At 61.9% G+C, this 24,699-nt stretch carries 22 protein-coding genes and 1 riboswitch; of the genes, 20 read left to right on the top strand and 2 right to left on the bottom strand.

Features of this window, described 5'->3' with window-relative positions; genetic code table 11:
- Positions 1 to 13 precede the first annotated feature (13 nt).
- From AB8A50_RS26690 to AB8A50_RS26755, 14 genes are all read left to right on the top strand, one after another.
- Complete coding sequence (locus AB8A50_RS26690; RefSeq protein ID WP_439079489.1) at positions 14 to 439, top strand: YciI family protein; 426 nt, start codon at positions 14 to 16, stop codon at positions 437 to 439.
- Between the two features lie 162 nt (positions 440 to 601).
- On the top strand, positions 602 to 1,306 hold the full coding sequence (locus AB8A50_RS26695) for a TetR/AcrR family transcriptional regulator (RefSeq protein WP_439079490.1): 705 nt from the start codon (positions 602 to 604) through the stop codon (positions 1,304 to 1,306).
- 107 nt (positions 1,307 to 1,413) lie between these two features.
- On the top strand, positions 1,414 to 1,893 hold the full coding sequence (locus tag AB8A50_RS26700; RefSeq protein WP_089263604.1) for a DUF2852 domain-containing protein: 480 nt from the start codon (positions 1,414 to 1,416) through the stop codon (positions 1,891 to 1,893).
- 385 nt (positions 1,894 to 2,278) lie between these two features.
- Positions 2,279 to 2,992, top strand: coding sequence for a protein TolQ (tolQ, locus tag AB8A50_RS26705; protein WP_089261977.1), 714 nt, complete (start codon positions 2,279 to 2,281; stop codon positions 2,990 to 2,992).
- A 37-nt stretch (positions 2,993 to 3,029) separates the two neighbouring features.
- Positions 3,030 to 3,503 carry a biopolymer transporter ExbD gene (locus AB8A50_RS26710; RefSeq protein ID WP_093759405.1) on the top strand — a complete coding sequence of 158 codons (474 nt, stop codon included), beginning with the start codon at positions 3,030 to 3,032 and terminating at the stop codon, positions 3,501 to 3,503.
- Positions 3,504 to 3,555: 52 nt separating this feature from the next.
- On the top strand, positions 3,556 to 4,587 hold the full coding sequence (gene tolA, locus AB8A50_RS26715; protein ID WP_439073096.1) for a cell envelope integrity protein TolA: 1,032 nt from the start codon (positions 3,556 to 3,558) through the stop codon (positions 4,585 to 4,587).
- A gap of 44 nt (positions 4,588 to 4,631) precedes the next feature.
- On the top strand, positions 4,632 to 5,981 hold the full coding sequence (tolB, locus tag AB8A50_RS26720) for a Tol-Pal system beta propeller repeat protein TolB (RefSeq protein WP_439079491.1): 1,350 nt from the start codon (positions 4,632 to 4,634) through the stop codon (positions 5,979 to 5,981).
- A gap of 186 nt (positions 5,982 to 6,167) precedes the next feature.
- Positions 6,168 to 8,495 (top strand): putative bifunctional diguanylate cyclase/phosphodiesterase, encoded by a 2,328-nt coding sequence (locus AB8A50_RS26725; protein WP_089261975.1) that lies wholly within the window; start codon positions 6,168 to 6,170, stop codon positions 8,493 to 8,495.
- A gap of 161 nt (positions 8,496 to 8,656) precedes the next feature.
- The gene (locus tag AB8A50_RS26730) at positions 8,657 to 9,397 is read left to right on the top strand and encodes an N-acyl amino acid synthase FeeM domain-containing protein (RefSeq protein ID WP_374725695.1); all 741 of its coding nucleotides are present in this window, start codon (positions 8,657 to 8,659) and stop codon (positions 9,395 to 9,397) included.
- 264 nt (positions 9,398 to 9,661) lie between these two features.
- Entirely contained in the window at positions 9,662 to 10,156 is a 495-nt protein-coding gene (gene pal / locus AB8A50_RS26735; RefSeq protein ID WP_068733555.1) for a peptidoglycan-associated lipoprotein Pal, read from the top strand.
- A gap of 164 nt (positions 10,157 to 10,320) precedes the next feature.
- Positions 10,321 to 11,328, top strand: a complete 1,008-nt coding sequence (gene ybgF / locus AB8A50_RS26740; RefSeq protein WP_439079492.1) for a tol-pal system protein YbgF — start codon at positions 10,321 to 10,323, stop codon at positions 11,326 to 11,328.
- 98 nt (positions 11,329 to 11,426) lie between these two features.
- A complete protein-coding gene (gene tilS / locus AB8A50_RS26745) occupies positions 11,427 to 12,458 on the top strand; it encodes a tRNA lysidine(34) synthetase TilS (protein ID WP_439079493.1) in 1,032 nt (343 codons plus the stop codon).
- Between the two features lie 233 nt (positions 12,459 to 12,691).
- Positions 12,692 to 14,608 carry an ATP-dependent zinc metalloprotease FtsH gene (gene ftsH / locus AB8A50_RS26750; RefSeq protein ID WP_093759402.1) on the top strand — a complete coding sequence of 639 codons (1,917 nt, stop codon included), beginning with the start codon at positions 12,692 to 12,694 and terminating at the stop codon, positions 14,606 to 14,608.
- Positions 14,609 to 14,774: 166 nt separating this feature from the next.
- The gene (locus AB8A50_RS26755; protein ID WP_439079494.1) at positions 14,775 to 15,971 is read left to right on the top strand and encodes a glycosyltransferase family 87 protein; all 1,197 of its coding nucleotides are present in this window, start codon (positions 14,775 to 14,777) and stop codon (positions 15,969 to 15,971) included.
- Here the strand turns inward: AB8A50_RS26755 and AB8A50_RS26760 are convergent.
- Positions 15,943 to 16,584, bottom strand: coding sequence for an HD domain-containing protein (locus AB8A50_RS26760; RefSeq protein WP_439079495.1), 642 nt, complete (start codon positions 16,582 to 16,584; stop codon positions 15,943 to 15,945). The genes AB8A50_RS26755 and AB8A50_RS26760 overlap by 29 nt on opposite strands.
- A 166-nt stretch (positions 16,585 to 16,750) precedes the next feature.
- Between AB8A50_RS26760 and AB8A50_RS26765 the strand changes: the two genes are divergently transcribed.
- A complete protein-coding gene (locus AB8A50_RS26765; protein ID WP_439074036.1) occupies positions 16,751 to 17,716 on the top strand; it encodes a GlxA family transcriptional regulator in 966 nt (321 codons plus the stop codon).
- Between the two features lie 5 nt (positions 17,717 to 17,721).
- Here AB8A50_RS26765 and AB8A50_RS26770 read toward each other — a convergent pair whose 3' ends face one another.
- Positions 17,722 to 17,907: a hypothetical protein gene (locus AB8A50_RS26770; protein ID WP_139212495.1), complete on the bottom strand. Its 186-nt coding sequence runs from the start codon at positions 17,905 to 17,907 to the stop codon at positions 17,722 to 17,724.
- Between the two features lie 189 nt (positions 17,908 to 18,096).
- Positions 18,097 to 18,311, top strand: a riboswitch (cobalamin riboswitch).
- A 119-nt stretch (positions 18,312 to 18,430) separates the two neighbouring features.
- On the opposite strand from AB8A50_RS26770, the gene AB8A50_RS26775 reads away from it, so the two are divergent.
- From AB8A50_RS26775 to AB8A50_RS26795, 5 genes are all read left to right on the top strand, one after another.
- Positions 18,431 to 21,361: a ribonucleoside-diphosphate reductase subunit alpha gene (locus AB8A50_RS26775; protein WP_439079496.1), complete on the top strand. Its 2,931-nt coding sequence runs from the start codon at positions 18,431 to 18,433 to the stop codon at positions 21,359 to 21,361.
- Between the two features lie 144 nt (positions 21,362 to 21,505).
- Positions 21,506 to 22,630: a ribonucleotide-diphosphate reductase subunit beta gene (locus AB8A50_RS26780; protein WP_439079497.1), complete on the top strand. Its 1,125-nt coding sequence runs from the start codon at positions 21,506 to 21,508 to the stop codon at positions 22,628 to 22,630.
- 111 nt (positions 22,631 to 22,741) lie between these two features.
- Positions 22,742 to 23,491 (top strand): AzlC family ABC transporter permease, encoded by a 750-nt coding sequence (locus AB8A50_RS26785; protein ID WP_439079498.1) that lies wholly within the window; start codon positions 22,742 to 22,744, stop codon positions 23,489 to 23,491.
- Positions 23,488 to 23,805 carry an AzlD family protein gene (locus AB8A50_RS26790; protein WP_439079499.1) on the top strand — a complete coding sequence of 106 codons (318 nt, stop codon included), beginning with the start codon at positions 23,488 to 23,490 and terminating at the stop codon, positions 23,803 to 23,805. Before AB8A50_RS26785 ends, AB8A50_RS26790 begins: the two co-directional genes overlap by 4 nt.
- Before the next feature lie 171 nt (positions 23,806 to 23,976).
- Positions 23,977 to 24,651, top strand: a complete 675-nt coding sequence (locus tag AB8A50_RS26795) for a TetR/AcrR family transcriptional regulator (RefSeq protein ID WP_092139147.1) — start codon at positions 23,977 to 23,979, stop codon at positions 24,649 to 24,651.
- Positions 24,652 to 24,699: the final 48 nt, after the last annotated feature.

Here is a 24,699-nt window from a genome sequence, read left to right on the forward strand (position 1 = left end):
AGGGATAGTGACCATGCGATTCATGATGCTGATGATCCCCGGCGGCTATGAGACTGCGGCGCCGGGCACCGTGCCGGAGGACGTCGAGCGCGTCGCCGCGATGATGGCCTATAACAAGGCGCTGCTGGATGCCGGCGTGCTGATCACCTGCGATGGACTGCACCCGCCATCGATGGGTGCGCGGGTGTCCTTTCCATCCGGCAAGCCGGTGGTGACCGATGGGCCGTTCGCGGAGTCCAAGGAAGTGCTCGGCGGCTACTGGATGATCGACGTCGCCTCGCGCGATGAGGCCATCGCCTGGGCCAGTCGCTGCCCGGCGACGCCCAACGAGGTGATCGAGATCCGCCAGGTGCAGGAAATGGCCGATTATCCGGAGGACGTGCAGGCCGTCGCCTCGGGATTCGAGGAGATGCAGACCACCGCGAAGCGGCTCGGCTGAGGCAAATCACTGTGACGGGCATGAAACGGTCGTGTCGCAACACAGCCGCATGCCTGCCGCAGGATTTCCGCATGCGGCGGGCGTTGATTTGTTGAGGGAATTTGCGCCGGTCACACCGTTTTGGTGTGACCTTTTGGCCCGGCTCATGTTAAAGCCCTTCACATGAGCTGGCGCAAAGACAGCCGCGGCGAGCGCGGTTATCACCACGGAAATCTGAAAGAGGCCCTGCTGCAGGCGGCACTGGGGCTGATTGCGGAGAAGGGGCCTGCGGGCTTCACCTTCGCCGATGCCGCGCGCACGGCCGGCGTCAGCGCGGCCGCGCCCTATCGCCATTTCCGTGATCGCGACGATCTCCTCGCCAGCATCGCGCAGCGTGGCTTCGAGCAGTTCGAGCAGGTGCTGACGGCGGCGTGGGATGATGGCCGTCCGAATACGGTCACGGCTTTCGAGCGGATCGGCAAGGCGTATCTCGCTTTCGCCCGCACTGAACCGGCCTTCTATTCGGCGATGTTCGAATCCGGAATCCCCGTAGATTCCAGTCCTGAACTGGCCGCGGCGGGAGAACGTGCCTTCGGTGTGATCCGTGCGGCGGCAGAACGTTTGGCCGCCTTGACGCCGCCCGGTGTGACGCGTCCACCGGCGATGATGATGGCGCTGCATATCTGGTCGCTGGCGCATGGCGTGGCCTCGCTGTTCGGCCGCGGCGATGCCGCACGGCGCAAGCTGCCGATGTCGCCGGACGACCTGCTGGAGGCCGGCGCGCTGATTTATTTGCGCGGACTGGGCTTTCCAACCGACCAAAACGTCCACAAGTCCGACACATCTACAGCGCCCAAATCGGGTCCTTGGGGAACCGCCCCAAAATAATTCGCGGCGCTCCCCTTGCGGTCGCCTTGACAAAATCCGGCCGTGAGCTACGTATGTAAATGTTATTTACATTCACAAGCGGCATGGTGCCGCTGATGGAGAGGAAAATGGCCAACGCTGCAGATTACAATCGATGGGGTCCACCCGCCGATGATCGGGTGTCCTACCAGATGCGCTCACCATGGCACATCGTATTGATCGTGCTTGGTTTTATCATCTGGTGGCCGGTTGGCCTCGCACTTCTCTTCTTCACACTCGGGAGCAGAAAAATGGGTTGCTGGGATCGTAACGGCCGTTTCGAGAACAAGATGGAACGGATGCAGTACAAGATGGAGCGGATGCGCAACCGCATGGAGCGCTCAGGCTTCGGATCGGGCTTCGGCTTCGGCCCGCCGACCTCGGGCAACCGCGCCTTCGACGAATATCGCGTCGAAACCCTGCGCCGCCTTGAGGAAGAACAGCACGAGTTCAAGAACTTCCTCGATCGTCTGCGTCACGCCAAGGACAAGGAAGAGTTTGACCAGTTCATGGCGCAGCACCGCCCGAAGCCGACCCCGCCATCGGATAACAATCAGCCGCAGGGCTAACAGCCCGGAACTGATAGGCGTCAGGCGGTAGCGCCCCCTTCGCCCGATGCCGACATCGCCGCCCGTCTGATCATTCAGGCGGGCGGTTTTGCTTTGTCACGCGCCCTTCACGAACAAGCGAATACCGCTTCATTTCTCCGCCAAAACACGCTTTGGTAACTCCGCATTAACCATGACTGGCGTCTGGTAAAAGCCGCAGAAACGCGTGCAAGCCCTTGTTTTGACATGTTGGCAGGGAATTTAGGGCTCGGCTTCGGACAAGCCCTCCATGCGACACAACAAGAACATTGCACTGGCGTTCCGCGCCGCGCGCGATGCGTGGCCGCGGCAGCGATGAGCAAGTCGCTGGCAAATTGAGGATTTTTGCGTTGAGAGGATACCGTTCATGAATCCGGCCGATGTGGCGCAGTCAGCCCTGCCGCTGGCTTCATCCGACGTTTCGCTGATCGCGCTGTTCCTGCAGGCCCACTGGATCGTGAAAGCGGTCATGCTGGGACTGCTGGGCTGTTCGGTGTGGGTTTGGGCGATCGCGATCGACAAGATGTTCCTGTATGCGCGCACACGCCGCGCGATGGACCGGTTCGAGCAGGCCTTCTGGTCCGGCGAGTCCATCGAGGATCTGTACCGCGCGCTCTCCGCCAAGCCGACGCAGTCGATGGCGGCGTGTTTCGTCGCGGCGATGCGCGAGTGGAAGCGGTCTTTCGAAAGCCAGGCGCGCTCCTTCACCGGTCTGCAGATGCGCATCGACAAGGTGATGAACGTCTCCATCGCCCGCGAGGTCGAGCGGCTCGAGCGCCGGCTTCTGGTGCTGGCAACGGTCGGTTCGGCCGGCCCCTTCGTTGGCCTGTTCGGCACCGTCTGGGGCATCATGTCGAGCTTCCAGGCGATTGCGGCGTCCAAGAACACATCGCTCGCCGTGGTCGCGCCTGGTATCGCCGAAGCGCTGTTCGCCACGGCCATCGGCCTTATCGCCGCCATCCCGGCGACTATTTTCTACAACAAATTCACGTCAGAAGTGAACAAACAGGCCCAGCGCCTGGAGGGGTTTGCCGACGAATTTTCAGCGATCCTGTCGCGCCAGATCGACGAGCGCGTCTGATGGGTGACGAATTGAACCTTGAAGTGAGCACCCTGTCATGGGGATGAATATGGGCTCGGGCGGTGGTGGCGGAGGTCGGCGCGGGCGCCGGCGTGCTGCCGTCATGGCCGAGATCAACGTCACCCCGATGGTCGACGTCATGCTCGTGTTGATGATCATCTTCATGGTGTCGGCGCCGCTGATGACCTCGACCATCGATATCGACCTGCCGATCGCGAGCGGCGGCAAGTCGATATCGCAGAATGCTCCGCCGCTCACCGTGTCGGTGAAGCGCACCGGCGGCGGCTGTAATTCGGCGGTCGAAATGTATGTCGGCGACGCCCTCGTGCCGGTGAGTGAGCTCGACGCCAAGATCAAGGCGATCCGGGCGACGCGTTCGGAAACAGACAACACCGTGTTTCTCCGTGGTGACAAGGACGTCTGTTACACGGACATGATGAAATTGCTCGGCACTGTTCGCTCTGCCGGATTCAAGGCCAATATCGTGATCCTGCCGGAGCAGGGGACGTAAGCTCGTGGAACAGCCGGTTGATCTGGGCAGGAGCAGGATTGGAAATCTGATCGTGAAGGTCGACAAGACACTCATCGCATCGGTAGCCCTGCACGTCATCGTGATCGGGTGGGGACTTCTCACGTTTTCTTCCAAGGCATTGGAAGTGATGCCGGAGGATTCCGTCGGCGTCGATATCAGCGTTGAAAGCCAGGCCATGGCCGGGCAGAAGACTGGCAAGAAGGAAACGACGAAGCCGAAGGTGGAGAAGATCGCCGAGGCCAAGCCACCGGCCGAAGACACTGTCGGCAAGATTGACGACAAGAAGCCGCCGGTGATCACCGAGACGGCGCCGAAGGAACAGCCCAAGACCGACGAAAAGGCCGCTGCCGAAGCAGCAAAGGCGGAGGCAGCCGCAAAAGCCGAAGCCGCAGCCAAAGCCGCGGCCGATGCCAAGGCCAAGGCGGAGGCGAAAGCCGCGGCAGTCGCCGACGCCAAGGCGGAAGCTGAAGCGAAAGCGGAAGCTGACGCCAAGGCGCAGGCGGAAGCCAAGGCAAAAGCCGAAGCGCAGGCCAAGGCGAAAGCCGAAGCCAAAGCGAAGGCTGAGGCCAAAGCCAAGGCTGACGCCGAAGCAAAAGCCAAGGCTGAAGCAAAAGCCAAGGCCGAAGAGACCAAGAAGGCTGAGCGTGTGTTTGACCAGTCGAAAATCGCAGCACTGATCGACAAGCGCGATCCGACCCGCAATTCGATGACGGGCTCGGACCTTAATCCGAACGAGGCGCTCGGCACGTCAAAAGGCAAAGCCGGCAGCAACGTCGCCACCTGGGGCGCCATGTTCAAGCAGCAGGTGGATCGCTGCTGGAAGAAGCCGTATGGCGGCATCGAAGCCCAGCAGGTCGAAGCGGAGTTCAGCATCGCACTGAAGAAGGACGGCACGCTGGAGGCGACTCCGGTGGCGATCGGACGGCCGACCACGCCTTATCAACGGGTCTATCAGGAGAGCGGTCTGCGTGCGATCATCGATTGCCAGCCCTACAAGCTGCCGCCGCAGATGTTCGACGAATGGAAGTCGTTCAATCCTTATTTCACTGAAAAAATAACGTGACTTCGCGCTGCAACGAAGACCGCAACATGAAAAGCCCGGTACAAATGATTTTTAAAAATGAACTCGAAGGGTCGCTGCTGCGGCCCAGCCGCCGCCAGTTCATTGCCGGCGCCGCGTCGGCCGGTTTGATCATCGGCGGTCAACGCGCCGCTTTCGGTCAAGCCCGCGTGACGATCACCGGCGGTGACGTTGCGCCCATGCAGATCGCGATTCCGAATTTCAATGCCGGCACCGGCGCCGACAACGAAGTCAGCGTCGGCGTTTCGCAGGTGATCACTAACAATCTCAAGCGCAGCGGCCTGTTCGCGCCGATCGATCCGGCCGCCTTCGTCGAGAAGGCCGTCAACATCGACGCGCCGCCGAACTTCGTGAACTGGAAGACCGTGAATGCACAGGCGCTGGTCACCGGCCGCATGACCCGTCAGGGCGATGGTCGCCTGAAAGCCGAATTTCGTCTGTGGGACATCGCCACCGGTCAGCAATTGGCAGGCCAGCAATATTTCACCTCGCCGGAATACTGGCGTCGTATCGCCCATATCATTTCCGACCAGATCTACGAGCGCCTGACCGGCGAGAAGGGCTATTTCGATAGCCGCGTGGTCTTCGTTGACGAAACGGGCTCCAAGGAGCGCCGCGTCAAGCGACTGGCGCTGATGGATCAGGACGGTGCCAATGTGCGTTACCTGACGCGCGGGGCGGATCTGGTGCTGACGCCGCGGTTCTCGCCGTCGACGCAAGAGATCACCTATATGGAATTCGGTCAGGGTGATCCCAAGGTCTATCTCTTCAATATCGAGACAGGCCAGCGCGAGGTTGTCGGCAACTTCCCGGGCATGTCGTTCTCGCCGCGTTTCTCGCCGGATGGCCAGCGCGTCATCATGAGCCTGCAGCAGGGCGGCAATTCCAACCTCTTCGTCATGGACCTGCGGTCGAAGTCCACGACGCGGCTCACCGATACGCCGGCGATCGATACCTCGCCGTCCTATTCGCCGGACGGGGCACGGATCTGTTTCGAATCCGATCGCGGCGGCAAACCGCAGATCTATACGATGGCGGCCACCGGCGGCGGTGCCCAGCGCATCTCGTTCGGGGAAGGCAGCTATTCGACCCCGGTCTGGTCGCCGCGCGGCGACTATATCGCCTTCACCAAGCAGGGCGGCGGGCAGTTCTCGATCGGCATCATGAAGCCCGATGGCTCCGGCGAACGGCTGCTGACTTCCGGCTATCATAATGAGGGTCCGACCTTCGCGCCCAATGGCCGCGTGATCATGTTCTTCCGCGATACGGGCGGGGGCCCGTCCCTGTTTACGGTCGACGTTTCGGGTCGTAACGAACTCAAGGTCCCGACGCCCGGCTTCGCGTCCGACCCGGCCTGGTCGCCATTACTATCGTAAACAAACGATTGGCGGTGACGGGCGGATTACCGGCTATTCCCGGCAAACTTTGCCCACCGCGCTGAAATCACGAGCAGATTTGCTGTTTATGCGAATGCGTAAACAGTTCGCTAACGATGTTCCCTCAGAAAGACTTCATCAGGACCCGGTACCAATGTGCGCCTGAACAGGACGCATTTACGCCCGATGCAGCTCGCCGACCACAACCGGACGAACAGCAAATCGATGTCGCCGTCGATCTACACGGCGCTCGTCGATTCCTTGTTCGAAAACCCGATTCCGATGCTGGCCGGTGCGGTCTGCGCCGGGACCGGCGCAGTCATGACTGCGGTGAAGACCGGCAACCCTTTGCTGTGGCCATGCGCCGCCCTGATCATCGTCATTGGCGCTTTGCGGGCCCTTCAGCTTAGCCGCTATGAAAAGCGCGAGACCGCGCTGACGCCTGACGAGGCGATCCGCTGGGAATTCAATTACATGGTTGGCGGCTCGCTCTATGCAGCCGCGTTGGGCCTGTGGTGTTGGGTCGTTCTGCTCGGCAGCGATGATCCGGTCGCGCATATGCTGGGTACGGCAGTGACCGTCGCTTATATCGCGGCCGGTGCCGGCCGAACCTATGGCCGTCCGAAGATCGCGCAGTTGCAGGTGCTGCTGGCGTGCGGTCCGATGGCGCTGGCGCTGATTATCCACGGTGACTTCTACTATATCGGCTTTGCGTTTCTGAACGTCCTGTTCTTTGTCGGCCTGCGCCGGATCACGCTTCGTCTGCATGACGTCTACGTCAAGGCGCTGCTGGCCACCGAGCGGGTCGGCTCCATCGCCGGCCAGTTCGATACGGCGCTGAACAATATGCCCAACGGCCTGTGCATGTTCGGCGCCGATGGTCGGTTGGCGGTGCTCAACAATCGCTTTACCGCGATGATGGAGATTTCAGAGGATCTCGTGCAGCGCGGCGTGACTGCTCGCGAAGTCGTCTCGCTCTGCGTCAATGCAGGGACAGTGTCATCGGCCAGCGCGATGACCATCATCACCGAGATTGAAAGCTCGAAGGCAGCCGAAATCACGACCCTTGATCATGCCCACGAGAGTGAACGTGCATTGTCGTGGAAGTTTCAGCCGATGGTCGGCGGCGGCACGGTCGTTCTGCTTGAAGATATTACCGAGCGCCGCAATTCCGAAGCGCGTATCAGCCACATGGCGCGTTTCGACGAATTGACGGGGCTGCCGAACCGGGTCAGTTTCCGGAACGAAATCGGCCGCATGCTGAAGAGCTCGGACCAATCCACGCTGTCGGCCCTGCTGTTCGTCGATCTCGATCAGTTCAAGCAGGTCAACGATACGCTTGGTCATCCATGCGGTGATCAGCTGTTGTGCATGGTCGCCGATCGGCTGCGCGAAATGTTGCGCGCGGATGACTTCGTGGCTCGTTTTGGCGGTGACGAATTTGTCGTGTTCCAACGTGCCATCAAGACAAATCATGATGCAGCCGATCTGGCGCGTCGCATCGTCGAACGGCTCAGTGAGCGCTACGAGGTCGACAATCATCAGGTCGAGATCGGCGCCAGCGTCGGCATCGCCTTGACGGAACCCGATGTCAGTGCAGACAACCTTTTGAAGAACGCCGATATGGCGTTGTATCGTGCGAAGGCCTCCGGCCGTGGCACCTTCTGCTTCTTCCGCGACGAGATGGCCCAGACGGTCGAGGCGCGCCGCGTGCTCGAATTGGATCTGCGCCAGGCGCTCGCCAATGAAGAATTCGAGATTTACTACCAGCCACTGGTCAATCTGAAGTCGGGACGCATCTCGACCTGCGAAGCGCTGCTGCGCTGGAATCATCCGGTTCGCGGCACTGTTTCGCCGGTCGATATCATTCCCGTCGCAGAAGACATGGGCCTGATCGTCGATCTTGGCCGCTGGATTCTGCGCAAGGCCTGTATCGAATGCATGAAGTGGCCGGACGCGGTCAGCGTCGCCGTCAACTTCTCGTCGCAGCAGTTTCATCAGCGCGATGTGTTGAGCGAGGTACGCTACGCCCTCGATGTGTCCGGGTTGCCGGCGCGTCGTCTTGAGATCGAGATCACCGAATCGTCGCTGCTGCGTAATACGCAGTGGACCCACGATGCCCTCGCGCAGCTTCACGCTGCAGGTTGCCGGATTTCGCTCGACGATTTCGGTACCGGCTATTCGAGCCTGAGCTATCTGCACAATTTCCCGCTGCAGAAGGTGAAGATCGATCGCTCATTCCTCGAAGGGATCGATACGGACCGTCCGTTGACGCTGCTGCGCGGCGTTGCGCGCCTCAGTGCCGATCTGGGAATGACGGTTGTCGTCGAAGGCATCGAGACCAACGAGCAACTCGAGTTGATCAGTGCCGACGGCACGATCAGCGAGGCGCAGGGCTATCTGTTCAGCCGCCCGGTGCCTGCGACCCGGATCAGGCAGCTCCTGGACGCATCCCACGGACGTCGCGTGATCGAGCCCGGCGCCAATGTCGAGGCCACGCGCGCGCCGGCCTGACCAGCCGCGGGCCACACTCTCGAATTTCCATTTCCATTCGTTTCGCACGCCGAATAGGCCAAAAGGGTTAACCACATTGTGGCAGAACCTTTGACAACTTTTAAGAAAGCTTTAACCTTTCCTTACTCGCGTAGTCATGGCGTTGGTGCGTAGGAGACGGAATGATGGCTTCGGCCGATCAAGCGACTGAAGCTTCGAAGCGCAGCGATATTCTCGACCGGGTTGACTACCGTCTTGCCGAAACCGAAGCTGAGAAAGAGGCGATCTATAGCCTGCGCTATAGAGCCTATCTCCATGAGGGGGCCATCGAGCCTCGCGCGGATCGCCGTCTCGCCGACCGTTTCGACGATTTGCCGAATTCATGGACTTTCGGGATATTCGTTGATGGCGAGCTCGCCAGTTCGCTGCGCGTCAGCGTAGCGACGCCGGACAATCCGGAAACGCCTGCCGTCGATGCATTCGGAGACCTGTTGCGTCCCGAGCTGGACAAAGGGAAGATCATCGTCGACCCGAACCGCTTCGTGGCCGACCCGAACAACCGCACCAAGTTTCCTGAACTGCCCTATATGACGGTTCGGCTGGGCTATGTCGCCTGCGGCTATTTCAAGGCTGATATCGGGACGGCGACCGTGCGCGCCGAGCATCGCGCATTCTATCGCAAGGTTTTCCTGCAGACGCCGATGTGCGAGCCGCGGCCCTATCCGACGCTGACCAAGCCGCTATGCCTGATGGCGGCCGACTACGCCGCGGTGCGCGAACGCATTTTCATGCGCTACCCACATTTCCGCTCCAGTCTCTTCGAGCAGCGGGCTCTGTTCGAGCGCAAGAGCGAGCCCCTGGCGCCGGATCTCCATTCATCCGAGTTCCATATCGCCCAGGCCGCGGTGTTGCCCCGCACCTGAAGGGGGCGACAGTCCCGTCGTCGGTCATTGTTGACTTTCTCAGCAGTCCCTGCAGCGGGATTCTGCCTAAAACCAGCTGCTTTCTCAGAACCTTCACCGTCGCGCCACATTTGCCAACCATTAACCACGTCGTTGCTTTTTCGCGGCCTGTGGCTTTTGATCGGTTTTGGCAACACCTCATCAAGGTTGACGGAACGTTCGCTTAACCAACGCCCTGTAGACCGAATGACAGTTGGGTAAAGCGTGAGCGTGGAGGCTCCGGGAATGAAGCATCAGATGCGTATCCTCCAGGGATTAAAACTGGCTGCAGTGCTGGCCGTGGCGCTGTCGATGGGCGCCTGCGCCAACAAGAATGGTTTGGGTGCCGATGGCGCGATGGCCAATGCCGCCACGCCGGGCAGCCAGCAGGACTTCGTCGTCAATGTCGGCGATCGCGTGTTCTTCGAGAGCGATCAGACCGAACTGTCGCCGCAGGCGATCGCGACCCTGGACAAGCAGGCGCAGTGGCTGCAGCAGTACAACCGCTATTCCTTCACCATCGAAGGTCATGCGGACGAGCGCGGCACCCGCGAATACAATATTGCGCTCGGCGCCCGCCGTGCCCAGTCGGTTCGCACCTTCCTGGCGTCGCGCGGGATCGATGCCAGCCGGATGCGCACCATCTCCTACGGCAAGGAACGTCCGGTCGCGGTGTGTAACGACATCTCGTGCTGGTCGCAGAACCGCCGTGCGGTCACCGTGCTGAACGCCGGCGCGTAAGCGACGTCTGATATCAAACAAAACGGCGTCTGCCCCCGGGGCAGGCGCCGTTTTTGTTTTCAACGGGCGCCTTTGTCGCTGTCGAAAGTCACATTTTTGGCGTAGTGAAATCCTCATCGTGATGCGCGCCGATGGGGCGCGAAACCGGTCATTTTCAGGCTCAAATGTCATCCAGATCTCATTCGCTCGCCGGCGCTGCACTCGTCTCCATACTGCTCGTCACGGCTTCGCCGGTTTGGGCGCAGTTGTTCGGTCAACCGGCTCCCCGTCAGCAGGGCTACGGCCAGCAGTCGGGCGACGACGATGCCGATCAGGGCTTGCAGATCGAGCGGTTGCAGAACCAGCTGCGGCAGCTCACCGGCCAGAATGAGGAGCTGCAGTTCCGTAACCGCCAGCTCGAGGATCAGCTTCGGCAGCTGCAGGCCGGCGGCGCCCCGGCCGGTGCGCCTCCCGGTGCTGCCGGCGGCCGGCCCAATATCGCTGCCGCCCCGGTGCAGCAGGCACCGCAGCCCGGTTACAATCAGCAACAGCCGCAGATCGCGGCACCTGCACCAATTGCTCAGGATCCCGCGCCGGCTCCTCGCGCTGGCCGTCGTAACGATGCGTTCGATCCCAATGCGAACCCCAATGCGCCGGGCGTGCCGCGCGCGCTGGGCGGCGGGCAGCAGCCGATGCCCGCAAACGCGCCGGTCGGTGCACAGGGCGGTCGTGGGGCCGGCGAGCCGCTCCCGCTGGGCAATGCCGCCCAAGGCGGAGCTGCGCCAGCACTGACGACCTTGCCGCCGGGCGCGACCCCGAAGGACGAGTTCGATCTCGGCATCGGCTATATGCAGCGTCGTGATTACGCGCTGGCCGAAGAGACCATGCGCAACTTCGCCCAGAAATATCCCGGTGATCCAATGATTGCGGATTCGCAGTATTGGCTCGGCGAGAGCTTCTTCCAGCGCCAGAAATATCGCGATGCCGCCGAGACATTCCTGGGCGTGACCACGAAATACGACACCTCTGCCAAGGCGCCCGATGCGTTGCTACGGCTCGGCCAGTCGCTGGCCGCGCTGAAGGAAAAGGAAGCGGCCTGTGCCGCCTTCGGTGAAGTGACACGGAAATATCCCCGCGCCTCGGCCGGCGTGAAACAGGGCGTGGACCGCGAGCAAAAACGCGTTAAGTGCTAAGGCGTGATCCCGAAAAGTGGAGCCCGGTTTTCGGACAAGATCACGCCCTGGCAAATCGACCCGGACGATGAGCCGGGTCGCAACCGGTTCCGACGCGCATGTCCGACGACGACCAGTCGCCGATTTCGGCCCAGATGGCGAAACAGCTATTCGCTGACTGGGCGTCCGCGCCAGCATTGGTCCTTGCCGTGTCCGGCGGTCCTGATTCCGTCGCTCTGATGTGGCTCGCCGCGCGTTGGCGGCGTGCGCTCAAACGCGGCCCCGACCTTATTGCGGTGACCATCGACCATGGTTTGCGGCCTGAAGCGGCCCGCGAGGCCCGCGACGTGAAGCGGCTCGCGGCATCTCTCGATATTCCTCACCGCACTCTCCGCTGGACTGGCGCCAAGCCGAAAACCGGACTGCCTGCCGCGGCCCGCGATGCGCGCTATCTGCTGCTGGCTAAGGCCGCGCGCAGCGTCGGAGCATTCCATGTACTGACTGCCCACACCCGCGACGATCAGGCCGAGACCCTGCTGATGCGGATGGCGCGCGGCAGCGGCATCGCCGGGCTCGCAGGCATGGCGCGGCTGACCGAGCGTGACGGCATCCAGCTCGCGCGTCCCTTTTTGCACATCGCGAAAGTGCAACTTGTTGCGACGCTGACCAAAGCGAAAATCGACTTCGCGACCGATCCGAGTAACTCCGATCCGAGCTACACCCGTCCGCGGCTGCGGGCTCTGATGCCAGCGCTGGCGTCCGAGGGCTTCGATTCGCGTAACCTCGCCCGGCTGGCGACGCGGCTCCGGCGTGCCGATGCCGCGCTGGAGCTGATGGTCGACGGGGCAGAGCGGTTTCTGGCACTGCACAGCCCGGGCAGGGTGCCTGAAGCCATCGATGCGGGAGCATTTGCGGGGCTCGCGGAGGAAATTCGCGTTCGGTTGTTGCTGCGGATGATCGATCAGGTCGGGCACGAAGGGCCGGCCGAGCTCGGTAAGGTCGAAACGCTGGTATTCGCCATGGCTCAGGCCACGCGATCGGGCGGGAAAGGTACTCTGCTGAAGCAGACGCTCGCCGGTGCCATGATCACGCTGACGCAGGACCGCCTGAGAATCGTTCCGGCGCCGCCCAGGCGTCGCCGCGCCGATTGAGTGCAAAGAGCTACCTGTGGCCCCACAGTACCTTAACCACCGTGGGAAAACCCTGTCAGCACTGCCATTATTTGAACCGGAAATGCGCGTAGATGCGTTAAATAGTCCATCCCAGTTCCCTTGGCAGCGCCCTCGGTCGCACCTAGATTGTATCCGACCGACCCAGGGTGAACCCTTGTGGCGACCCACAAGGGAATAAGGCCGCGATTTCGCGCGGCGACGAAGGAAGATCGATGAACGCGAACCTGCGCAATTTTGCCCTCTGGGTCATTATCGTTTTGTTGCTGCTGGCGCTGTTCACGCTTTTCCAGAATCCTGGTCAGCGCACCGCCTCGCAAGACATTTCGTTCTCGCAGCTCCTCACCGAAGTTGATCAAAATCACGTCCGCGATGTCGTAATCCAGGGTCCCGAGATTCACGGCACCTTCACCAACGGCTCCAGCTTCCAGACCTATGCCCCGAGCGACCCGACCCTGATCAAGCGTCTGTATGACGCCAAGGTCTCGATCACCGCGAAGGCTCCGGGCGACAACGTGCCGTGGTTCGTGTCGCTGCTCGTCTCATGGCTGCCGTTCATCGCGCTGATCGGCGTGTGGATCTTCCTGTCGCGCCAGATGCAGGGCGGCGCCGGCAAGGCGATGGGCTTCGGCAAGTCGCGCGCCAAGATGCTGACGGAAGCGCATGGCCGCGTCACCTTCGAGGACGTCGCCGGTGTCGATGAGGCCAAGCAGGACCTGCAGGAAATCGTCGAATTCCTGCGCGACCCCGGCAAGTATCAGCGCCTCGGCGGACGTATCCCGCGCGGCGTGCTGCTGGTTGGCCCTCCCGGCACCGGTAAGACACTGATCGCGCGTGCGGTCGCGGGCGAAGCCAATGTGCCGTTCTTCACCATTTCGGGTTCGGACTTCGTCGAAATGTTCGTCGGCGTCGGCGCATCCCGTGTGCGTGACATGTTCGAGCAGGCCAAGAAGAATGCGCCCTGCATCATCTTCATCGACGAAATCGACGCCGTCGGTCGTCATCGTGGCGCCGGTCTCGGCGGCGGCAATGACGAGCGCGAACAGACCCTCAACCAGTTGCTGGTCGAGATGGACGGCTTCGAGGCCAATGAAGGCGTGATCCTGATCGCCGCCACCAACCGTCCGGACGTGCTGGATCCCGCGCTGCTGCGTCCCGGCCGTTTCGACCGTCAGGTCGTGGTACCGAATCCGGACGTCGTCGGTCGCGAGCAGATCCTCAAGGTCCATGTCCGCAAGGTGCCGCTGGCGCCGGATATCAACCTCAAGACCATTGCCCGCGGCACGCCCGGTTTCTCCGGCGCGGACCTGATGAATCTTGTCAACGAGGCCGCACTGACTGCCGCGCGCCGTAACAAGCGCATGGTGACGCAGAGCGAGTTCGAAGAGGCCAAGGATAAGGTGATGATGGGCGCCGAGCGCAAGTCGCTGGTGATGTCCGAGGAAGAGAAGATGCTGACGGCCTATCACGAGGGCGGCCACGCCATCGTCGGCCTCAACGTCGTCGCCACCGACCCGATCCACAAGGCGACTATCATTCCGCGCGGCCGTGCGCTCGGCATGGTCATGCAGCTGCCGGAACGCGACAAGATGTCGATGTCCCTGGAGCAGATGACCTCGCGCCTCGCCATCATGATGGGTGGCCGCGTTGCTGAAGAATTGATCTTCGGCCGCAACAAGGTCACCTCGGGTGCGTCCTCGGATATCGAGCAGGCCACGCGGCTGGCTCGCATGATGGTGACGCGCTGGGGCCTGTCGGAAGAACTCGGTACGGTGTCGTATGGCGAGAACAACGACGAAGTCTTCCTTGGCATGCAGATGAACCGCACCCAGGCGGTCTCGGAATCCACGGCGCAGAAGATCGACTCCGAAGTGAAGCGTCTGGTCGCCGAAGGCTATGACGAAGCGACCAAGATCCTCACCGAGAAGCGCGATGACCTCGAAACGCTGGCCAAGGGCTTGCTCGAATTCGAAACCCTCTCGGGCGACGAGATCACGGATTTGCTGAATGGCAAGAAGCCGAACCGCGAGTCGGTGCTGGAGCCGTCGGGCCCGCGCACCTCGGCTGTGCCGCCCGCTGGCAAGCCGCGCCCGCGTCCGGACGGTGGCCTGGAGCCGCAGCCGCAGGCGTAAAGTCGTTCACACGCAAATATGCAAAACGCGGCCGAAAGGCCGCGTTTTTTGTTATCTGTAGCTCAAATGGAGCGAGGCCCGATCTGGGGACCACGTCCCACTTAAACCTTCCTCAAACTTCCCTCGGCACTGTCGCCCGGCGCCCTTGATGCGCATTGGGGACCCTATGCCAGCGCCGCTCATCATGACTTCGATACCTGAGCGTGGGCCTGTTCCGCCGGCGCTGCTGATCGTCTGCACGATCCTGACGATGCTGCATCTCGCCTTCTTTCCGACCTTCTACGGTCGCGGCTGGATCTATGAAGACGGCCTCGGCTCGCCCACCGACTTCGTCAATGTGTGGTCTGCCGGGAGATTGGTGCTCGATGGTCATCCGGCCTGGGCCTATGACTGGGACATCCAGAAAAAGGTCCAGATAGCGGTTCTCGGTCAGAGCTATTCCGGCAATTTCGCCTGGCATTATCCGCCACCGTTCCTGTTCATCGCGGCACTGCTCGCAAAGCTGCCTTATGCCGTGGCCTTTGCTGGCTGGGCTGCCGTCAGCTTCGTGCCGTATCTGGCGGCGATGCGTGCGATCGTCGGTCGTCCCTTCGGCCTTTTACTGGCTGCGGCTTTTCCGGTGGTGATGACCAACGGCCTTGTCGGGCAGAATGGATTTCTGACAGCGGCGCTGATCGGCGGCATGCTGGTGCTGCTGCCGACGCGGCCGATCCTGTCGGGGATCTGTCTGGGCCTGCTCAGCTACAAGCCGCAATATGGTTTCCTGTTTCCGCTGATGCTGATCGCAGCGTCACAATGGAAGGCCTTCGTCAGCGCGGGCATCACAACCGTGCTGCTGGCCGCGGTGTCGTGGCTCGCTTTTGGCACCGAGAGCTGGCAGGCCTTCATTCACTGGATGCCGATGTTCTCGCAGGCCTTCCTCACCGAAGGCCGCGCGCCATGGGGCAAGATGCAGAGCGTCTTCGCACTGGTGCGCTATTTCGACGGCAGCGAGCCGCTGGCCTGGACGTTCCAGTGGATCATGATTGGTGCCGTCGTAGCGGTGCTGGTGCCGTTGTGGCGCAGCAGCGCGCGCTATGAACTGAAAGCCGCTGCGCTGGCAGTCGGCGCCTTGCTCACGACGCCCTACCTTTTCCTGTACGACGTGATGGTGCTTGCGATTGCCATCGGCTTCATCGCCCGTATCGGTCTCGCCGAAGGCTTTCGCAGCCACGAACTGCCGGTCCTCGGCCTTGCTGCTGTGCTCCTGATCGCCTATCCGTTCCTCGGCGCCCCCACGGGTTTTGGCGCAACGCTGCTGGTGGCAGCGTTGATCGCCATGCGCGTCCGGGAGTCTATTCGCTCCACGCCGAGTTCAGGATGATGCTGCAGAAATTCGCGCGCTTGTAGGTGGGGTCGCGGAGGTCGAGCACGTCGGCCTTGACGTTGCCGAAGGTGGTCTCCGGCTTGTGGATCGTCCCTGCAGCGAACGCATCGATGATCCCGTTCTTGAAGTCATGGCCGCGCGGATGGCACGTGCATACTTCTTGGCGCTGATGTTCGGTGAAGGCATCGTAGTCCAGACCCAGGACGTCCATCTCGACGCCTGCGGTCACCAGCGCGACGACAGGCCGTTTGTGCTTGGGAATGCCCGGTGTCGTGTGAAGCGCGATGGCGTCCCAGACATCGTCGATGTCGCGCTCATCGATACTGTGGCTGCGCAGAAAGTCCGCGGCAGCATTTGCGCCATCGACTTCGAAACGTTCATCCTTGCTCGCATAGGGCGCCTGCAGGCCCATGTCGTGAAACATCGCGCCAACATAGAGCAATTCGGAATCGACCTTGAGACCCTTGCGTTGCCCGGCGAGCGCGCCGAACAGGAAAACCCGATTGGAATGATGATACAGAAGATCGCTTTCGGTATCGCGCACCAGCTGATCGACCTGGCGGGCGAGGGCGCTGTCGGGGACTTTGATGCCGGCAATGGTCTTGCTCATGAGATGCTCCTTGCGGGGGTGTTGTGATGCATCCGTTGTCGCCGGCGGGCGGTGTCCTCGCAATCGCGCCGCGCCCTGCAAAGCTGCCATTCGCCCGTGATTTCCTGCCGCAAGACGACTATCTATTCAGAATGACTTGGGCCTGTCCTCGCCGTCGGAATGAAGCATCACCATGAAGACCGTTGCTCTTGCGATCTTTCCGGGCGTCCAGTCGCTGGACGTAGCCGGTCCGCTTGATGTGTTCATGGAGGCCAATGGCTTCGTTGCACCGGGCGACGGCTACGACATTACACTTGTCGCTGCAGACTGCGCGCCGCTGCGTGCATCGAACGGCCTGCGGATATCTGCCGATCTGGCGTTCAGTGATGCGAACAAACCCTGGGATCTGGTTCTGGTGGCCGGCGGGCCTGGGCTGCCGACGGCAGAGGCGGATCCGCAGCTTACAGAGTGGCTGGCCAATGCGGCGCTCCATGCGGAGCGTTATGGCTCGGTCTGCACCGGGGCATTCGCGCTCGGCCATGCAGGCTTGCTTGACGACAAGACGGTGACGACGCACTGGCAGAACGCGCCGCTATTGGCGCTGCGTTTTCCCAAAGCGCATGTGGAGTTCGATCGCATCTACAGTCGTGACGGTGCGCTGGTGACGTCAGCCGGCGTCACCGCAGGCATCGATCTGGGTCTCGCGCTGGTCCAGGAAGATCATGGTGCGGACGTTGCGTTGGCTGTGGCCAAGCGTCTGGTCGTGGTGGCGCAGCGCCAGGGTGGCCAGTCGCAATTCAGTCCGTATCTGGTACCGCCGGCCGAGCCGGACTCGCCGATCGCGCGAGTCCATGCCCATGTGATGGCGCATCTGCGTGACGCACACAGCGTGGATGAATTGGCCGATGTGGCGGGCATGAGCGCGCGCACCTTCGCGCGGGTGTTCAAGCTCGAGACCAAAATGACGCCGGCAGATTTTGTGGAGGGCGCCCGGATCGACACGGCACGCAACCGCCTCGAAGGCAGCGATCTGCCGCTGAAGGTGGTGGCTTATGAATCCGGTTTCACCACCGCCGAACATATGCGTCAGGTCTTCGTGCGGCGGCTTGGCCTGACGCCCAGCCAGTATCGGGCCAGCTTTCGCGCGGTCTGATCCGCTCAGGCGAGTTGCAACGAAGAAATCGGATCGCTCGCAGGAAAGCTGTCCATCAACGCGTCGTTGAGCATGTCGTCGAGGCGAAGGCGGGCGATCTGCTCCGTCGTCTCGAACGCCGTGACCGCGCCTGCGTGCCCCACGAAAGCGTTGAACTCGGTTCTCTCAGTGCTCGTTGCCAGGTTCCGCATGGCATCCTCCATCGATTGATGTGGCTCTTCTGCGCCTCACGGTCCTTTCGGACAACGAATCGCATCGTGCAGAAACCGCCAACGATCCCGCGGTTTCAGCCACGCAAGCGGTTGTCCACTGAACCAACAGCCCTACCGAATTTGTTGCGTTCGGCGCCAATGCTCGCTTGACACTTCACCGCGGGTCACACCAAATGTAGATGTCACGGTCCGCCTGGTCGCAAGACTTGGTGGCTAAGAGGGAAGCCGGTAAAGACGCTGTTTTGCGTCATATTCCGGCGCTGCCCCCGCAACTGTAAGCAGTGAGTCTGTTTCGATTGAAGTCACTGATGCGCAAGCATCGGGAAGGCTGAAACAGACATTGACCTGCGAGCCAGGAGACCTGCCGCGACACCAGAACGTCCATGGGCGGGGTGTCCCAGCGGTCGCTTGCAGGCAATGCTGGCGGATTTCCGCCGTGTATTTTGCAGCGTCCTTTCGGCCCCAGCCCCCATTGCTTGATGCATCACACGGGGTCTTGCCGATGCCTACTTCATCTTCTGTTTTGTCCAACGGACGCGATGCGGCTCATGCGCCGCTGATTCAACTGTCGCCGGAAACGCTCGCTGCGCCTGCGCGCGAACCCTCGATGCAGATCATCCGGCGCAACGGCACCGTATCTCCCTTCGACGGCAGCAAGATTTCCGTGGCCATGACCAAGGCTTTCCTCGCGGTCGAGGGCCACACGGCAGCGGCGTCGCGCCGCGTGCATGAGGCGGTAGAACAGCTGACCGGCGACGTCGTGGCTGCGCTGACGCGCCGCGTCGGTGAAGGCCGCACCTTCCATATCGAGGACGTCCAGGATCAGGTCGAGCTGGCGCTGATGCGCAGCGAGCACCACAAGGTGGCCCGCGCCTATGTGCTGTATCGCGAGGAGCGCGCGCGCACCCGCGCCGAGGAACTGGCAGCCAAGCCCGCGCTGGTTTCCACCGCACCGGTGCTGCACGTCACCCTCGCCAACGGCACACGCGCGCAGCTCGATTCGGCGCGTCTCGCGCTGATCGTCAACGAGGCCTGCACCGGTCTCGACGGCGTCGATGCGGCTCCGGTGCTCGAGGAAACCCGCCGCAATCTCTATGACGGCATCACGCTGGACGAATTGGCGCTGGCCGGCATCATGGCCGCGCGCACGCTGGTGGAGCAGGAGCCGAATTACACCTTCGTCAGCGCCCGCCTGCTGCTCGACAAACTGCGCACCGAAGTCCTGTCCTTTGTCGGGGGCTCGCCGACCCACGCGTCGCAGGCCGACATGACCACGCGCTACGCCGAATATTTCGGCGCCTATATCAAGACCGGCATTGCAGCCGAGCTGCTCGATCCCGAACTCGCGCGCTTCGACCTGAAGCGAATCGCTGCCGCGCTGAAGCCGGAAGGGGACCTTCAGTTCCAGTTCCTGGGATTGCAGACGCTCTATGACCGCTACTTCCTGCATGTGCAGGGCAATCGCATCGAACTGCCCCAGGCCTTCTTCATGCGCGTTGCCATGGGCCTCGCGCTGCGCGAGATCGACCGCGAAGCCCGCGCCATCGAATTCTACAATCTGCTGTCGTCGTTCGACTTCATGGCCTCGACGCCGACTTTGTTCAATTCCGGCACGCTGCGCCCACAACTGTCGTCCTGCTTCCTCACCACCGTGGCCGACGATCTCGATGGCATCTTCAAGTCGGTGAAGGACAATGCGCTGCTGGCGAAATATTCCGGTGGTCTCGGCAATGACTGGACCCGCGTGCGTGGCTTGGGCGCCCATATCAAGGGCACCAATGGCGAGAGCCAGGGCGTGGTGCCGTTCCTCAAGGTTGCCAATGATACGGCCATCGCCGTCAATCAGGGCGGCAAGCGCAAGGGCGCGGTCTGCGCTTACTTGGAAACCTGGCACATCGACATCGAAGAATTCCTCGATCTCCGCAAGAACACCGGCGACGACCGCCGCCGCACCCACGACATGAACACGGCCAACTGGGTGCCGGACCTGTTCATGCAGCGCGTCGAAGCCGACGGCGAATGGACGCTGTTCTCGCCGGACGAAACGCCTGAGCTGCATGATCTCTATGGCAAGCCATTCGCGGAGCGTTACGCGGCTTACGAAGAAAAGGCCGCGCGTGGAGAAATCCGCGTGTTCAAGAAAGTGCGCGCAACTGACCTGTGGCGCCGCATGCTGACCATGGTGTTCGAGACCGGCCACCCCTGGATCACCTTCAAGGACCCGTGCAACCTGCGCTCGCCGCAGCAGCATGCCGGCGTGATCCATTCATCGAATCTCTGCACGGAGATCACGCTGAACACCTCGGACGACGAAGTGGCCGTCTGCAATCTCGGCTCCGTCAACCTGCTCAATCATATCGGCAAGGACGGTCTCGATCACATCAGGCTCAAACGCACCGTGACCACGGCGATGCGGATGCTCGACAATGTCATCGACATCAACTTCTATACCATCCCGGAAGCGCGGCGTTCCAACCTCAAGCATCGCCCGGTCGGTCTCGGTCTGATGGGCTTTCAGGATGCACTGCAGGTGCAGGGTATCGCGATGGCGTCGGATGCGGCCGTGGCGTTTGCCGACACCAGCATGGAAGCGATTGCCTTCCACTCGATCTCCGCATCGGTAGATCTCGCCGCCGAGCGCGGCCGTTATCCGTCCTTCGATGGATCGCTGTGGAGCCGCGGCATCCTGCCGATCGACTCCATCGAGATACTCGCGGAAGCCCGCGGTGGCGTGCAGATGGATCGCTCGACCACGCTCGACTGGAACGGCCTGCGTGACCGTGTGAAGTCCACCGGTATGCGTAATTCCAACGTGATGGCGATCGCGCCGACAGCGACGATCTCCAATATCTGCGGCGTCGCGCAGTCGATCGAGCCGGCCTATCAGAACCTGTATGTCAAATCGAACATGTCAGGCGATTTCACAGTGGTGAATGCTTTCCTCGTGCGCGATCTGAAGAAGCGCGGGTTGTGGGACGACGTGATGGTCTCTGACCTCAAATATTTCGACGGCAGCGTCGGATCGATCGATCGCGTGCCTGACGATCTCAAGGCGCTGTATGCGACCTCGTTCGAGATCGACAGCGCGTGGCTGATCGAGGCAGCCTCGCGCCGTCAGAAGTGGATCGATCAGGCGCAGTCGCTCAATCTCTATATCGCCAATCCATCCGGCAAGAAGCTCGACCAGCTCTATCGCCTGGCCTGGACGCTGGGGTTGAAGACGACCTACTACCTGCGCTCGCGCAGTGCCACGCATGTGGAGAAGTCGACGCTGAAGGGCACGGACGGCAAGCTCAATGCCGTGTCAGCAACAGTCGCTGCGGCGAAGGTGGCAGGCGCGCCGATCCTCGTTCAGTCTTCCGTCACGGCGCCGGAGCTGAATGTCGCGATGGCATGCTCGATCGACAACCCCGAATGCGAGGCGTGCCAGTAAGGGTGCGCCAAACACACTGACCTCATCCTGAGGAGCGGCTTCTTGGCCGCGTCTCGAAGGATGGCCCCACGCTCATGGTTCGAGACGCCCGCTGAAGAGCGGGCTCCTCACCATGAGGGCCGAACAAATACGCAAGGAACACCCATGCTCGACTGGTCCGATACCTCATCCGCTCCCAAAACCCCCGCCTTCATCCCGATCCCGCAATCTCCGGCCGACGCCACGGGTCTCGGCACCATCGATCGCTCCGGCGGCCGTGTCTCGGTGGACGAGAAGCGGATGATCAACTGCCGCGCTGACGTCAACCAACTGCTGCCGCTGAAATACAAGTGGGCGTGGGAGAAGTATCTCGCCGGCTGCAACAATCACTGGATGCCAACCGAAGTCTCGATGCAGGCGGATATCGCGCTGTGGAAGTCGCGCGACGGTCTTACTGAAGACGAACGCCGCGCCATCAAGCGCAATCTCGGCTTCTTCGCCGCGTCGGAGTCGCTCGTCGCCAACAATATCGTGCTGGCAATCTATCGCCATCTGACCAATCCGGAATGCCGGCAGTATCTGCTGCGGCAGTCGTTCGAGGAGGCGGTGCATACGCACACCTTCCAGTACATCGTCGAGAGTCTCGGCCTCGATGAGGGCGAGCTGTTCAACATGTATCGCGAGGTGCCCTCGATCACCGAGAAAGCCGCCTGGGCGCTTAAGCACACCCAGCATCTCGACGATCCCGACTTCAAGACCGGCACGCCGGAGACCGATCAGGCCTTCATGCGCGATCTCGTGGCGTTCTATGTGATCTTCGAAGGCATGTGGTTTTATACGGGCTTTGCGCAGATCCTGTCGCTCGGCCGCCGCAACAAGATGGTCGGGATCGCCGAACAGTATCAGTACATCCTGCGCGATGAATCGATCCACCTGAATTTCGGCATCGACGTCATCAACCAGATCAAGATCGAGAATCCGCACCTCTGGACCAAAGCGTTCCAGGAGGAAATCCGCGACATGATCCGCACCGCGGCCGAGCTCGAGGCGGCCTACGGGCGGGACACCATGCCGCGCGGCTTCCTTGGACTGAATGCGGCACTGTGCGAGACCTATATGCGCTTCATCGCCAACCGCCGCTGCGCCCAGATCGGTCTCGCGCCGGTGTTCGTTGAGACGGAAAATCCGTTCCCGTGGATGTCGGAAGCCATGGACCTGAAGAAGGAGAAGAACTTCTTTGAGACCCGGGTGATCGAATACCAGAATGGTGGCGCGCTGAACTGGGAGTAGTCTTTGGTCTCATATCCGCCGCTGCATGGCGCATATGAATCCGCATCGCTTGACCTGATCGCGTGATGCCCGCAGGCATGATTGGCCTGCGGGCGTCACGCGGATCAGTCGATGCATTCCAGCCACATCCCGAAAGCGCCAGCCTATTGGTCGAAGGCCGCTATCGTGCCCGGCATCATTGCCATCGGCCCGATGCTGCCCGGCACGCTCGCTTTCGGCATGGCATTCGGTGCGCTGTGTGCGCAGAAGAACCTCACGCTTGCCGAAGTCGAGGTGATGATGGCGACGGTCTATGGCGGCTTGTCACAGTTTGTTGCGGTGCAGTCATGGCCTTATGTTTTGACGCCGGGCGCGATCGCGACGCTGGCGCTGCTGACGCTCACCGTGAACATCCGCTTCTTCCTGATGAGCGCGACATTGCGCCCGTGGTTCGGCACGTTGCCCGCGTGGCAGGCCTATCCGTCGATGCTCTTGGTCACTGATGGCGGCTGGCTCGCAGCAATGCGCTATCGCGATCATGGCGGGGCCGATGCGTCGTTCTATCTCGGTGGCGGTATCGTGCTGTATTTTACTTGGCTGTTCTCGGCGATCCCGGGCTTCCTGCTGGCCGAACAGCTCACTGACCCGAGAAAGTATGGTGTCGATCTGGTGATGCCGGCCTTCTATGCCGCGATGCTGGTGCCCGCATGGAAGGGCCCCCGCCGTGCCATCCCTTGGGTCGTGTCGGGCGTCGTTGCCCTCGCGGTGCATTGGTTGGTGCCGGGCTGGTGGTTCATCATCGCCGGCGCGCTATCGGGAGCGATCAGTGCCGGGCTCATGGACGAACCCGAACCGCAACATCCGGCGGGCGTGTCCGCATGACGGAATTTTTGCGCAGCGATGTGATGGTCGCTTTTGCTGTCATGACGGCGGTCACAGTGGCCTCGCGCCTCGGCGGCTACTGGCTGATGGGCTACGTCAACGTCACGCCGCGGGTGCGCCGGATGCTCGACGCATTGCCGGGCTCGATCATCGTCGCCGCCGCGCTGCCCGTGGCCGTCAATGGCGGGCCGGTGGTGGTTTTCGCGATCCTCGCCGCGATGGCCGTGACCATCATCCGCCGCAACGACTTCGTTGCCGTCATCACCGGGATGGCGGTCGCCGCGGCCGCCCGGGCGCTCGGTTTTGGCGGCTAGATCTACCCGAAAAGTTGAATCCCGCTATGCACAAAATGCCTTGTCAACGAGTCTGAACTAGTGTTCAGTTCTTATCGCGAGCACCTCGGAGGTCGCTCAAAACCTTGAAGTTACGCGCCTTATTTGTGACAGCCGTCAGGTTGGCCAAGGGGTGCCGGGGATGAGACGCTCATGGTTTACCGACGGACCCATCAAGTCGTGAAGCGGCTTGCGGCGCGGCGCAGCGCCATTCTGGCGGCGGCACGCGAAACCTGTGCCGAAGGTGGCATGGCGGCGGTTCAGATTGCGCCGGTTGCGGTTCGCGCCAATGTCGCGGCGGGCACGGTTTATCGGTATTTCCCGTCCAAGGCCGACCTGATTTCCGAACTCATCGCCGACGTCTCGCGCGACGAACTCGCCGCGATTCGACGGGCTGCGGATGCTGCGCCGGGACCGTCATCGGCGCTGGCTGCTGCGGTGACCACGGTGGCTGTGCATGTCGTGTCACACCGCAAATTGTCGTGGGGCATCCTGGCCGAGCCAGTCGAGGTCGATGTGACGGAATCGCGGCTGGCCAGTCGCCGTGAGATCGCCGGTGAGATCGAATCCCGCATTGCGGCCGCTATTCGCGCCGGTCATTTGCCAGCGCAGGACACGGCGCTCGCAGCCGCCGCACTGCTCGGCGCGTTGCATGAAGCGCTGGTCGGGCCGATGGCGCCTGACAATCTCGAAGATCAAGCCAAGCTGCGCGACGCGGTGCAGACCGTCACGCTGCTGGCGCTGCGCGCCGTCGGCGTGATGGATGCCCGCGCACGCGGGCTTGTGGTGCAGGCCGTGCTGCCGACCAAGATGGCGGCCGGCGCCTAGCGCGTTTTCAAGCGCAGTGGGCACCGGTTCGCATCAAGAAAACGCGCC

The sequence above is a fragment of the Tardiphaga sp. 841_E9_N1_2 genome (assembly GCF_051811065.1).
Classification (GTDB): domain Bacteria; phylum Pseudomonadota; class Alphaproteobacteria; order Rhizobiales; family Xanthobacteraceae; genus Tardiphaga; species Tardiphaga robiniae.

Coding starts and splice junctions, on each gene's coding strand:
- tilS (WP_439079493.1), top strand. CDS start 11,427: ATGTCCGACGACGACCAGTCGCCGATTTCGGCCCAGATGGCGAAACAG.
- AB8A50_RS26780 (WP_439079497.1), top strand. CDS start 21,506: ATGCTCGACTGGTCCGATACCTCATCCGCTCCCAAAACCCCCGCCTTC.
- AB8A50_RS26690 (WP_439079489.1), top strand. CDS start 14: ATGCGATTCATGATGCTGATGATCCCCGGCGGCTATGAGACTGCGGCG.
- AB8A50_RS26730 (WP_374725695.1), top strand. CDS start 8,657: ATGATGGCTTCGGCCGATCAAGCGACTGAAGCTTCGAAGCGCAGCGAT.
- ftsH (WP_093759402.1), top strand. CDS start 12,692: ATGAACGCGAACCTGCGCAATTTTGCCCTCTGGGTCATTATCGTTTTG.
- AB8A50_RS26790 (WP_439079499.1), top strand. CDS start 23,488: ATGACGGAATTTTTGCGCAGCGATGTGATGGTCGCTTTTGCTGTCATG.
- tolB (WP_439079491.1), top strand. CDS start 4,632: ATGATTTTTAAAAATGAACTCGAAGGGTCGCTGCTGCGGCCCAGCCGC.
- AB8A50_RS26760 (WP_439079495.1), bottom strand. CDS start 16,584: ATGAGCAAGACCATTGCCGGCATCAAAGTCCCCGACAGCGCCCTCGCC.
- AB8A50_RS26725 (WP_089261975.1), top strand. CDS start 6,168: ATGCAGCTCGCCGACCACAACCGGACGAACAGCAAATCGATGTCGCCG.
- AB8A50_RS26795 (WP_092139147.1), top strand. CDS start 23,977: ATGGTTTACCGACGGACCCATCAAGTCGTGAAGCGGCTTGCGGCGCGG.
- AB8A50_RS26775 (WP_439079496.1), top strand. CDS start 18,431: ATGCCTACTTCATCTTCTGTTTTGTCCAACGGACGCGATGCGGCTCAT.
- AB8A50_RS26770 (WP_139212495.1), bottom strand. CDS start 17,907: ATGCGGAACCTGGCAACGAGCACTGAGAGAACCGAGTTCAACGCTTTC.
- AB8A50_RS26700 (WP_089263604.1), top strand. CDS start 1,414: ATGGCCAACGCTGCAGATTACAATCGATGGGGTCCACCCGCCGATGAT.
- pal (WP_068733555.1), top strand. CDS start 9,662: ATGAAGCATCAGATGCGTATCCTCCAGGGATTAAAACTGGCTGCAGTG.
- tolQ (WP_089261977.1), top strand. CDS start 2,279: ATGAATCCGGCCGATGTGGCGCAGTCAGCCCTGCCGCTGGCTTCATCC.
- ybgF (WP_439079492.1), top strand. CDS start 10,321: ATGTCATCCAGATCTCATTCGCTCGCCGGCGCTGCACTCGTCTCCATA.
- AB8A50_RS26710 (WP_093759405.1), top strand. CDS start 3,030: ATGGGGATGAATATGGGCTCGGGCGGTGGTGGCGGAGGTCGGCGCGGG.
- AB8A50_RS26695 (WP_439079490.1), top strand. CDS start 602: ATGAGCTGGCGCAAAGACAGCCGCGGCGAGCGCGGTTATCACCACGGA.
- AB8A50_RS26785 (WP_439079498.1), top strand. CDS start 22,742: ATGCATTCCAGCCACATCCCGAAAGCGCCAGCCTATTGGTCGAAGGCC.
- AB8A50_RS26755 (WP_439079494.1), top strand. CDS start 14,775: ATGCCAGCGCCGCTCATCATGACTTCGATACCTGAGCGTGGGCCTGTT.